Raw genomic sequence first — 11,429 nt, forward strand, 5'->3', positions numbered from 1 at the left:
ACTCAGGAACAGCCTGCCAGGCCCGGAACGAAACGCTTCTTGACTTTACGCCCCTTCCCTTCGAGAGATCTCTGCCGGCGTCCTACAGCGCCCGCATCCATTCCGGCTTCAAGCGGACGTCCCCACGCAGGGCCGCATCGATCAGATCGAGGGCCTTCTGCTTCCCGCCGGGGAATTTCGCCTTGATCGGCAGATAGTTTGAGGCGTGGTTCGAGAAAAAATACCCCCGGCTCAAATTGGTGTGGGCGATCATCTCCCGCAGCTCCATCAGAAGTCCGGCCTGATCGGGAAGTTCAAATCTGCCGTGGAGATAATCCTCATGAAGCGGCGTCCCGGGAATGAGCATCACGGTCAACGCCCCCACAAAATCCGGGTCCATGGCGCTGAGCAGTTCGCCCGTCGCCCGGGCGTGCCGGAGGGATTTTTCCCGCCCGCCGATCCCCAGCAGAACCGTCACCCACACCTGGATGCCCGCCTCCTTCAATTTCCGTCCCATCTCAATGCAGGTCGCAGCGTCGGAACCCTTCTGGATTGCCTCCCGGATCTCATCGTCACCGGTTTCCACCCCCAGATAAAGAATGCGGAGATTGTGCCGGCGCAGCTCCTCCAGTTCCTCACTGGTCTTCTTCTTGATGCTCTTTACGTTTGCATAGGCGCCCACCTGCTGAACCCGGGGCAGGTGCTCTTCAATCTGCTCCAGGATCCACATCAGCCTTTTCTGGGGGATGATCAGGGCGTCTCCGTCCATCAGGAACAGGCGGTTATTGTGGGACATATGGCGCGCCGCGTAGCGGATGTCGCTCAGGATGATATCATTATCCTTGATCCGAAAGCCCTTGTCACGGTATGTGCCGCAAAAGGTGCAGCGGTTGTGGGAGCAGCCGAGAGTTACCTGCAGGAGGATGCTGTCCGCCTCGCTTGGCGGCCGGATACAAAACCCCTCGTAGTGCATCCCTTCGTCTTCGGAAAAAATACTCACCAGAAACCTCCTTAACTTTGACATCATGGCTGAAAGACCGCCTTCCGCCTGGATAGGCGACCTTTACCGGGCTTTTTCGTTCAGTGCCCTTAATTTATGCACGACACCCGGAGATGTAAACACGGCCCCCTCTTTTTCCGCCGCTCCAGAAACAAGAATGGGGACTTAGAAATCAGATCTAAATCCCCATCATGTCAGATTTTTAAAATGGTGCCGAAGCCGGGATTTGAACCCGGACAGGCCTACACCCACTAGACCCTGAACCTAGCGCGTCTACCAATTCCGCCACTTCGGCATCCGTAAGTCCGGAGCTCCCTATCCGGAAGCAGGTGCTTTTTTACAATGATCCTTTTGGCCTTGTCAAGCAAAATTGAGTTTCAAAATTATGCCGATAGTGCTAAGAACCTCCGCTGAGCTTACATCGTATTCATTCTCTAAAAATATCACCAGGAGATGCCACGGGAACAGAATCACCATGAAGATCATTAACAGCTTTGACAGTGTGTCGGACGAATTCAAGGGCGCAGTCGCCACCATCGGTAACTTCGACGGGGTCCATCTCGGCCACCAGCAGATTTTCCGGAAGGTTGTCGAAGAGGCGAGGCAATACCAGAGCAAAGCGGTGGTCATCACCTTTGACCCGCATCCCAAGAGTGTTCTCCATCCGGAAAAACGCCCCTTCTACCTGCTCACAACCCTGGAAGAGAAGTTGAAGCTCATCGAATCCCTTCAGATTGACGCCGTCATGCTGATCCCTTTTTCTCTCGAATTCTCGAAGACGACGGCAAAGGATTTCGTCTGCGGGATTCTCTGGGAGCAGTTGAGGATTCGGAAAATCTTCATCGGCCACGATTACACCTTCGGCCGGGGCAAGGAGGGGAGCGAGGAGTATCTGACCCGCTTCGGGAAAAAACTCGGTTTCCAGGTGGATGTGACCAATGCCGTCAAAGTGGGGGAAATCGTCATCAGCAGCACCCAGATACGCAACTCGATCTGTGAGGGGGATGTGAAGACGGCGGGGGCTCTCCTGGGGCGGCCCTACAATGTCAAGGGACGGGTAACCGAAGGGTACCGCCGGGGTATCGGGCTGGGGTTTCCCACGGCCAACCTGGAACCGGAGAAAGACCTTCTGCCGCCGGAGGGCGTTTACGCCGTCATCGCCGAACGGAAGGGAACACGCCACCAGGGTGTCCTCAATATCGGGCACAATCCCACCTTCGAGAACCAGGACCAGACCGTGGAGCTCCATATTCTGGATTTTTCAGCAGACCTTTACAGGGAGGAACTGGAAATTTTCTTCATCGACAGAATCCGTGGCGAGATCCGCTTTGACGGTCCGGAGTCCCTGGCGAACCGGATTCGCCAGGATGTCGCCCGGGCCAGGGACATCTTGAAGCCGCACGTTTCGTGAAGCACGACGGCAGCGGTGCCGCCGCCTCGACCCCCTGAAAAGAGGAAGGGCCTTCCGCCGGCTTGGGAGGAAACCGGCGGAAGGGAAGAGAAGCACAAATGTGACTAGGCTTGTGCTTGTCGATCTTTTCTCAGACTGTACCGATACATGTCGGCTAGAATCTCCGCCGCCATTTCCACCGTGGAATAAACCGGGAAGCCGGCCTTTTCCATCAGGATCACGTCCTCCATCATGAATTCCTTGACGGCCACGCAGCTCAGGATGGGTTTACCCTTATAGTCGATCGATCGGAGCGTGTCCACGAAGGACCCCAGAATTTCTCCCTGCAGGACCACAATCAGGCCGCCCACGTCCTCACTTACAATTCCAAGCTCGATGGTCTTGCGCAGCTGCTCGGCGTCCATGCTGAAGGAATAATCGACAGGATTCAACGAGGTGACATAATCCGGAAGAATTCCCTTGAGGCGCTCCTTCAGCTCCGGTTCCAGCTCGGCCAGGCGCATGCCGTTGAGATACAGCGTATCTGTAGCCGCAACCCCCAGCGAACCGGTGTAGGTGATCACCAGGATGCCGTCCCCTCGAGGAAGGGGCTGCCGCGCGAAGGCCTTGAGCAATCCGAACAGATGCTCGTTGTCCCTGGCCCGGATAATCCCGCTCTGACGGAAGGCGGCGCTGTTGATTTCATCATTGCCTGCCAGGGAAGCCGTATGGGAGGAAACGACCTTTGTCCCCGCCGCTGTGCGGCCTCCCTTCAGGGCAATGACCGGTTTCTTTTTGGTAACCTCGCTGGCTACATCGATGAACCGTCTACCGCTTTTCACGTCCTCCATGTACATGGCCACGACATCGATATGGTCGTCGCTGCCCAGATATTCCAGAATGTCCGTCTCGCTGATGTCCATCTTGTTCCCGATGGTAGCGACAATTCCAAAATTCATCACGTGGCGCAGCCCGGTGAGTATCCCCGCTGCATAAACGCCGGCCTGGGCTGTCATCCCGATGTTCCCCTTTCCCAGCTCTTCCACCAGTCCGATGGATTGGACGTTCCCCACATGGGTGTTGATGACGCCGGAGCAGTTGGGACCCAGTAGCCGGCATCCATGAGCCTTGATGATCTCCCGGATTTTCTCCTGGGCGGCCTTTCCGTCCGCGCCGGTTTCGGCAAATCCAGCCGTCTCCACGACGATGATCTTAACCCCTTTTCTGCAGCACTCTTCAACCGCTGTCACGGCGGCTGAAGCCGGGACAAGGACAATCGCCAGGTCCACCGGATCGGGGACCTCGGTAATGCTCCGGTAAGCCTTCACCCCCTGGACAGACTCGCTTTTCGGGTTGATGGGATAGAGCTTCCCCGCAAATTTATGAAAGAGGAGATTGCGGAAGACATTATAGCCCAGCTTCCCCTCGACACTGGTCGCCCCGAGAACGGCGATGCTGCCCGGATAGAAGAGGGTCCGCATCTGCTCCACGGTGTTCCCCGACGCCTGCTGGGATACCGCTTCCGGCGCAGGGCTTACAAACATCCGCGCATCGACGGTCATGTTTCCCCGGGGATAGAGGAAAACCGGGTTGAGATCCAGCTCCCGGATTTCCGGAAAGGTGAGGACCAATTCGGAAATCTTGAGCAGCAGGTTCTTCAGGGCATCAATATCCACCGCCTTGCCCCGATATCCCTTCAACAGGGGGTATCCCTTGATTTCCTGGATCATCTCGTCGATATCCTGAAGCGTCACGGGCAGCACCCGAAAGGTGACATCCTTCAGGACCTCCACAAAAATCCCCCCGAGGCCGAACATCAGAACGGGACCGAAGTTGGGATCGCGGGTGACGCCGATAATCGCCTCCACTCCGGGATCAGCCATTTTCTGGACGGCAACGCCGATGATGTGCTGATATTTGAAGGCCCCGACGATCTCCCCATAGGCGGCTCGAACGGCATCCTCATCTGCGAGATTCAACTTGACCCCGCCCGAATCGGTTTTATGAACCACGTCCGGGGAGACGATTTTCAAGACCACGGGATAACCCAGCTTGTTGCTCATCTCGACGGCTTCATCCTCGGAACCGGCCACCAGAAAACCCGTCGTGGCAATCCCCATGCTTTCGAGGATTTCCTTGCATTCGTGCTCCATCAGGTAGGTGCGGTTTTCCCCGATGGCCTGGCTGAAAATAGCCCGGCATTCCTCTCCCGACGTAACACTGACACCTGTTTCCCCTGTCCGAGAATTCATGATTTTAACCTCCTCCAATCCTTTCCTTTGACTGTACTGGCGTATGGGGTACAAAGTTCACCGGACCGAAAAAACGATGTCCAGGATCACTTTGTTGAGGCAACCTAACACGTGGTTGAAAGTGTTTCTATCAGCGCCTCCCCCTTTTTTTTGTCAGACGGAAAAACGTGCCGTTGCCGGTGTTTGTCTGACAAGAACGTCCGGCACACCCGCGGAGGCTGCTTCGGCATTTCGCAGGCGCCTTCACAACGTATCCAGCGGACTTCGGACATCCAGGCCGCCCTTCTTCATCACATGAGTATAGATCATCGTCGTTGTTACCTCTTTATGGCCGAGGAGTTCCTGAACCGTGCGGATACTTTCTTTCCAGTGCAAAGGGCAAATAAACGCACCCAAGGCCGCTTCGCAAATCCTGGTCGTGGAGAACCTTAACCCTACCAATCTGTTGAGATATATGCGGTTTTAATTGCTCCGGAAGCATCGTTGATCGATCCTTCATCCCTTTACCGTCCCGGATGATGATGTGGTTTTGATCGAAATCGATATCCTTCACCCGTAAAAGCGCGCATTCCATGAGACGCAAACCGCAACCATAAAGCAGCTTGGCCATCGGTTGATAAGTTCCCGTCATAGCGGCAAGGAGGAGTCCGACTTCCTCACGGGACATGACAGTGGGAAGACGTTCCGGTTTTTTGGCCCGCTCTGTCGGCCCCAGATCCCCGATATCTATTCCAAGAACCTGTTTATAAAGAAACACGAGCGCATTAAGAGCCTGATTCTGAGTGCTGGCTGAAACGTTCCTGTCTCTCGCCAGATATGAAAGAAACGCGGATATTTCCTTCGCGCCCATATCTTTTGGATGTCGTTTATCGTTGAAAAAGATATATCGTTTCATCCAATCCACGTAAGCCTGTTTGGTTCGGATGGAGTAATGCTTCTTTCGGATGATGTCTCTGACCTGATCAATTTTAGGTTAGCACAACCACCTGCGGTATTTTTATATCTCTATAGTATTCGTTTGACAGTCAACATACCTCTTATGTAATGATGTTTTTGCAATTTATTTCAATCTAAGCGGTTTTATAAGACCGACATGAGGCAGTCTACACGATGTTGGACAGGATATGAAATGACAGATCGGAAGGAGTTTCTACGCCAGACGGCTTTGTTCAACGCGATAGGTGCTGCGTTTCAGCGCGCCCTCATTTACAGCGATGGGAAAGACGATGGTTTAAAGGACCAGCTCAAACGTGATCTTGAGGGATATCTACGCCGAATCGAGACTCAGTATCAGCAAAATGTCTCGTCAGAGAAGCATTTGCGGACGATAGCTGGCGTTGCAAAAGGAATGTCGGACAAACACGGCCATATTCTGAAGAACGGACGCTTTCGCGTCGGCATCGCACAGAAGGCGGTGAATATATACCTGAAACTGCTTTGGTGTTACGGTTGGATTCCCGAACCACCCCATTGTCCTATCGACAGCATAGTCCTCGCCGAGATTGGCGACAGGCGAACAAAGTGGACGAAAATGGATGATATCGAAGACTACCGTGATGCGATTGAGCGCATCCAGGCACACATTCAGCGAACTGGGCCGAAGATGTCCTTGTCGAAATGGGAGCTATACGTTTGGAATAACAGACGGAAACAGGGCGTCCAACAAGACATTGGAGCCGATCGCTAGCGCCGGCTCAATTCCGGTTAGGCCCTGACCGAATCTATTCACACCCATAAGGAGATTTTCTGCATTGGATATTCCACGGATCTTCAACATCACCGAAAGTGCTCACCGCATCCATAACCCGTTCACACCCGAAAAGCTCGCCACTCTCGGCGCGGCGCTGCGTCTGGAAACGGGGACCCGGGTGCTCGACCTCGGCAGCGGTTCGGGCGAAATGCTGTGCACCTGGGCACGCGATCACGGCGTCATCGGTACTGGCATCGACATGAGCCGGTTGTTCACCGAGCAAGCGAAACTCCGCGCTGTAGAACTCGGTGTCGCCGATCAAGTCAGGTTCAAAAATCGCGGCTTGATTTTTGGCTGCCAAAACTTGAAAGCAATAAACTTCGAGATCAGAAAAACCAAAAATTATTGCATGACATGGATGGAGTTTTTTAGTAATTTGGGAATGCGAAATAGGCAATCAAGATAAGATGAAAGAAAAAATTACGAATTTTTTATCTCCGATGTGCGAGGAAACAAATGAAATCCATTGAACTATTTGCCGGTAGCGGCGGGTGAGCCTTAGTTTGAGCCTAGTGGGGTTCGAACCTTCAGTTGTTATTGAGTGGGATAAATGGGCTTGCGACACAATACGGGAAAATAAAATCTGGTTATCCCTTGGTGCAAGGTTAGGAAGTTCATGAAGGTGATGTTCATGCTTTCGATTTTTTCACAACTAAATGACATTGATTTGGTGTCTGGTAGCTGTCAACCATTTTCACTTGGAGAAAGCACAAAGCATTTCAAGACAAGCGGGATATGTTTCCCGCTGCGGTTGATATTGTCAGAAAACTGGCGCCAAGAGCTTTGTTTTTGAAAATGTAAAAGGAATCACAGAAAATCTTTCGCAAACTATTTTCTGTATATATTGCTTCAACTTTCATATCCAGAAGTAGCAAGAAAAAGACAATGAGTCATGGAATCAACATTTGTCGAACTCGAAAAACATAAAACACATGGAAACATGCACGGGCTTGTTACAACGTCGTGGCTCGTCTTCTTAATGCTGCAAACTTTGGTGTTCCTCAGCAGCGAACGCGTTTTTATAGTTGGCTTCCGATCGGCCAAAATAGAGCATGGTGTTTTTCCTCTAGAAACTCACTCTCTTGATGCACTGTTGCATGATCAATGGATAACTTGAGTGAATATTGGGAACGTCATAATGTCTCATCAAAAAAAAGGCCATTAATGCCAGAAAAATATCTTCATAAGGTTAACAAACTTCGTCAAGCTGTTCTGCCGGCACGAAAAGCAAGCCCTGGCGAACCACAAGAGATGCACTTTTTTGGTTTGCCAGACCCTCAAAGCTCCGAGGCAAGGGTATATTTCAACCACACCTTTCAGGCGAGGCAAAAACTTATCACGGGCATACCGGTAGTCCACTGGATTTACCTTCAAAAACGTTAAAGCAGGTGACCACGGCGTTCCTGGTGGGGAGAACATGATGGTGCTGCCCGATGGCTCTGTCCGTTATTTTACTGTCAGGGGAGTCTGCTAGATTACAGACATTCCAGACTGTTACCGTTTTCATGGTTCGTGGACGGAAACGTGCGTCAGCTTGGCAATGCCGTTCCAGTTATTCTCGCAAAAACCGTTAGAGCAAGTATCGCAAAAGAACTTGTGCCGAAACGAGAAATTGGCCTGTGTAATAAGATTAAAGGGCTGAACTAATGAGAGGAAGAAACGCCATACAACCCACTTAAACAAGGTGCATCTTGGAAGGTGTGGCTGACGCATTATTGTCTAAAGAAAAAATTTTAATGCAAGCTATCGAGCCGTTCATAAAGGCAGGAATCTATGCAATTTATTATCGAGGCAATTCATCAATATACAAACCAATTTCAATAGAAAACTGTAAGAAATTCAATATATGTCAACCAAAGCAGTTCCGCCTGGAGCACGCAAAGGCAATTTTGGTTTAAACTCAGACCCAGGACTCGCTTTATATAGGCAGCTGCAAGAACATGCCGAAAGCATTGCACAAGCAACCAATCTAAATATTGAAGATTTTTATGTCGATATCTCGTTGTGGATGACATATGGATTCCACTTGGCGAGGCTTTATTAATCTCATAAGGTAGTCCTATCTGGAATAAACTTATTGACGGTTTTGGCAATCATGACCCTGGAAAGGGGAGATACAATCAATTGTGTTCCCGTTAGGACACCATTCACCCAGGGGAGAACGTGGGTTGAAAAATGTCAAAGCCGCTCTGAAACGGCGGAACAAATCCAGGACGGAAATGAAGAATTCTTCCGAAACAACATAAAGAACTGCCCAACAACCGCATCAAGACCGACGCCGGTAAGCTGGTCGAGGCGCTTCGCGGCAAGGTCATTGGCCGGCGCGGCTTAGCGGATCGTTAGGCCCTGACCGAATCTATTCACACCCATAAGGAGATTTTCTGCATTGGATATTCCACGGATCTTCAACATCACCGAAAAGTGCTCACCGCATCATAACCCGTTCACACCCGAAAAGCTCGCCACTCTCGGCACGGCGCTGCGTCTGGAAACAGGGACCCGGGTGCTCGACCTCGGCAGCGGTTCGGGCGAAATGCTGTGCACCTGGGCACGCGATCACGGCGTCATCAGTACTGGCATCGACATGAGCCGGTTGTTCACCGAGCAAGCGAAACTCCGCGCTGTAGAACTCGGTGTCGCCGATCAAGTCAAGGTTCATCCATGGCGATGCTGCGGGCTGCGTCTCTGACGAGAAAGCCGAGGTCGCCAGCAGCTGTCGGCGCCACGTGGATCGCCGGGGGAGTCGCCGGCACCATCAGACTTCTGGCACAAAGCCTGCGCCCCGGAGGGATCATCCTCATCGGTGAGCCCTGCTGGCGGCAGTTGCCGCCGTCGGAAGATGTTGCCAGGGTGTCTTGCCGGATCAATCTCCGACTCCTGCTTCCGGAACTTCTCGCGTCTTTCGGCCACCTCGGCTACGACATCGTGGTAGTTCTGGCAGACCAGGACAGCTGGGACAGATACGAGGCGGCCAAGTGGCTCACCATGCGCCGATGGCTTGAAGCCAACCCCGGCGACGAGTTCGCGAAAGATGTTCGAGCCCAACTGACCTCGGAACCCGAGCGTTACACCGCTTACACGCGTGAATACCTGGGCTGGGGTGTGTTCGCGCTGATGGCGCGGTGATAAGGGGATTACCGGGCCGCAGCCGGGGAGTGAATGTTCACCCACAGTTCTTTGACAGGGCGGGGACGATGGCTATTGCAAGGTATGCCCAACAAGCCGGTTGCAGGGATCTTGGAAAGAAAACAAACTGAATTCAAACAGCTAAGGAGGCTATAATGAGGAAACTTGTTTTATCGGTTGTGATGGCACTGTGTATTGTCGGTATCACCTATGCTGTTGCTGCAGAACTTCAGAATCCTGATTTACTGAAGGATAAAAAGGCAGCAGAAACCCAGAAGGCTATTCCCGGAAAAGTGAAAAATGGGACGGAAATACGGCAGACTGCTCCCTTAAAGGCCGATCATATTGATAAGAACGCAGCCAAGTTTGCCAATGCTGTACTTCCCAGGGTGATATATCCCTCCATGAGCCACCACCTGGGTTATGACGGCATGAAGTTCTCCATCACTGTTCGTTTCAATACGGATATGGACCGGAATACCGTCATTGCGGGCAGTACCGTGATATTCGACTTTCCCAAGGCTGCAAACTCACCCGGACAGATTATCTGGATAAACGACCGAAGATTCAAATGGGTACAGCGAGTAGCAGTAGATTTGACATCTGTAAATATGACCCTGACTGCGAGTTCAAGCTCACCCTTACCGATGGGATTCTGTCTAAAGAGGGGCTGAAACTTGATGGCGACAGCGACAATAAACAGGGTGGCAGCTATACTCTCTGGTTTATTGATATAGGGTAGATTGAGCTGGTAATCATTGCGGCATATTCTAATCGGATAAGGGGGAGATTTTCTCTCCCCTCCCCAAACCACCCGGCAAGCGGGTCCTCATCGGCGAGCCCTACTGGCGGCAGTTGCCGCCGACGGAAGATGTTGCCAAGGGGTGTCTTGCACCAGCTCAATCTCCGACATTCTCCTGCTTCCGGAACTTCTCGCGTCTTTCGGCCACCTCGGCTGCGACGTCGTGGAAATGGTTCTGGCAGACCAAGACGGCTGGGACAGATACGAGGCGGCCAAATGGCTCACCATGCGCCGATGGCTTGAAGCCGATCCCGGCGACGAGCTCGCGAAAGATGTTCGAGCCCAACTGACCTCGGAACCCGTGCGCTACGCCGCTTACACGCGTGAATACCTGGGCTGGGGCGTGTTCGCGCTGATGGCGCGGTGATGCGTTGGCGCGTCTTAATGCAGGCGTTGGGCTTGCTGGGAGAACTGGATGAAATGCAGATGTGAATGGAGTGGAAACAATCCTCTTTACATGACTTACCATGATGAGGAGTGGGGTGTGCCTGCTCATGATGACCGGTACCTATTCGAAATGCTGCTCTTAGAAGGGGCACAGGCAGGACTGAGTTGGTTGACTATACTCAAAAAGCGAGAGAACTACCGAAAATCTTTCCATTCCTTTGATCCTGAAAAAGTAGCCGCTTATTCTGAGCGGGATGTCCAACGCTTGCTCACCAACCCCGGCATCGTACGGAACCGCCTCAAAATAGAATCGGCGATCAAGAATGCACGGGGTGTACTAAAGATAAAAGAGGAGTATGGGACGCTGGCCGCATTTCTCTGGCAGTATGTGGACGGAACGCCCTATCAGAATCATTGGAAATCGATAGCGGAACTGCCGGCACGGACTTATCAATCAGACGCGATGAGCAAGGACCTGAAACGCCGCGGGTTCAACTTCGTTGGTTCAACGATCTGCTATTCATTTATGCAGGCGGTCGGCATGGTGAATGACCACGTCGTTTACTGTTTTCGCCATGCTGAAGTGAAGCAAATGGCCCAGCAAATCAATACAGGGGACCGGCTGGCTGCGCCTGCCTCCCGCTGATTTTCCCGTTCGCGCCGCCTGCGGCGGCGCGAACGGGTGCAAGCTTCGCTATTGATGTCTCTCGCCGCAAGGGGCTCGAACGAATAAGGACTGAGAC

The 11,429-nt window shown here is 52.4% G+C and carries 8 protein-coding genes, 1 tRNA gene and 5 pseudogenes; 10 read left to right on the forward strand and 4 right to left on the reverse strand.

Going from position 1 to position 11,429, the window contains the following annotated elements; all coding sequences use genetic code 11:
* Positions 1 to 82 precede the first annotated feature (82 nt).
* Positions 83 to 979 (reverse strand): radical SAM protein, encoded by an 897-nt coding sequence (locus tag AB3175_RS04845; protein WP_367359825.1) that lies wholly within the window; start codon positions 977 to 979, stop codon positions 83 to 85.
* A 208-nt stretch (positions 980 to 1,187) separates the two neighbouring features.
* Positions 1,188 to 1,274: transfer RNA gene (locus AB3175_RS04850), tRNA-Leu, on the reverse strand.
* A gap of 180 nt (positions 1,275 to 1,454) precedes the next feature.
* Here AB3175_RS04850 and AB3175_RS04855 point away from each other — a divergent pair.
* A complete protein-coding gene (locus AB3175_RS04855) occupies positions 1,455 to 2,390 on the forward strand; it encodes a bifunctional riboflavin kinase/FAD synthetase (RefSeq protein ID WP_367359826.1) in 936 nt (311 codons plus the stop codon).
* Positions 2,391 to 2,494: 104 nt separating this feature from the next.
* Here AB3175_RS04855 and AB3175_RS04860 read toward each other — a convergent pair whose 3' ends face one another.
* Together AB3175_RS04860 and AB3175_RS04865 are read right to left on the reverse strand one after the other, a co-directional pair.
* Positions 2,495 to 4,621 carry an acetate--CoA ligase family protein gene (locus tag AB3175_RS04860; protein WP_367359827.1) on the reverse strand — a complete coding sequence of 709 codons (2,127 nt, stop codon included), beginning with the start codon at positions 4,619 to 4,621 and terminating at the stop codon, positions 2,495 to 2,497.
* A 243-nt stretch (positions 4,622 to 4,864) separates the two neighbouring features.
* Positions 4,865 to 5,588 (reverse strand): annotated as a pseudogene (locus AB3175_RS04865) (integron integrase).
* Between the two features lie 162 nt (positions 5,589 to 5,750).
* Between AB3175_RS04865 and AB3175_RS04870 the strand changes: the two are divergent.
* The 9 genes and pseudogenes from AB3175_RS04870 to AB3175_RS04910 all read left to right on the forward strand — a co-directional run bounded on the left by AB3175_RS04870 (position 5,751) and on the right by AB3175_RS04910 (position 11,332).
* A complete protein-coding gene (locus AB3175_RS04870; protein ID WP_367359828.1) occupies positions 5,751 to 6,308 on the forward strand; it encodes a hypothetical protein in 558 nt (185 codons plus the stop codon).
* A 64-nt stretch (positions 6,309 to 6,372) separates the two neighbouring features.
* Positions 6,373 to 6,642, forward strand: a pseudogene (locus AB3175_RS04875) (cyclopropane-fatty-acyl-phospholipid synthase family protein); the annotation flags it as partial.
* Between the two features lie 689 nt (positions 6,643 to 7,331).
* Positions 7,332 to 7,457 (forward strand): annotated as a pseudogene (locus AB3175_RS04880) (hypothetical protein); the annotation flags it as partial.
* A 760-nt stretch (positions 7,458 to 8,217) separates the two neighbouring features.
* On the forward strand, positions 8,218 to 8,415 hold the full coding sequence (locus tag AB3175_RS04885) for an Eco29kI family restriction endonuclease (protein ID WP_367359829.1): 198 nt from the start codon (positions 8,218 to 8,220) through the stop codon (positions 8,413 to 8,415).
* Between the two features lie 32 nt (positions 8,416 to 8,447).
* The gene (locus AB3175_RS04890; RefSeq protein WP_367359967.1) at positions 8,448 to 8,510 is read left to right on the forward strand and encodes a hypothetical protein; all 63 of its coding nucleotides are present in this window, start codon (positions 8,448 to 8,450) and stop codon (positions 8,508 to 8,510) included.
* Positions 8,511 to 8,757: 247 nt separating this feature from the next.
* Positions 8,758 to 9,497 (forward strand): annotated as a pseudogene (locus tag AB3175_RS04895) (cyclopropane-fatty-acyl-phospholipid synthase family protein).
* A gap of 155 nt (positions 9,498 to 9,652) precedes the next feature.
* Complete coding sequence (locus AB3175_RS04900) at positions 9,653 to 10,171, forward strand: hypothetical protein (RefSeq protein ID WP_367359830.1); 519 nt, start codon at positions 9,653 to 9,655, stop codon at positions 10,169 to 10,171.
* 151 nt (positions 10,172 to 10,322) lie between these two features.
* Positions 10,323 to 10,666, forward strand: a pseudogene (locus AB3175_RS04905) (SAM-dependent methyltransferase); the annotation flags it as partial.
* 48 nt (positions 10,667 to 10,714) lie between these two features.
* The gene (locus tag AB3175_RS04910; RefSeq protein WP_367359831.1) at positions 10,715 to 11,332 is read left to right on the forward strand and encodes a DNA-3-methyladenine glycosylase I; all 618 of its coding nucleotides are present in this window, start codon (positions 10,715 to 10,717) and stop codon (positions 11,330 to 11,332) included.
* Positions 11,333 to 11,429 lie beyond the last annotated feature (97 nt).

This window comes from Syntrophus sp. (in: bacteria) (genome assembly GCF_040768185.1).
Lineage (GTDB): Bacteria > Desulfobacterota > Syntrophia > Syntrophales > Syntrophaceae > Syntrophus > Syntrophus buswellii.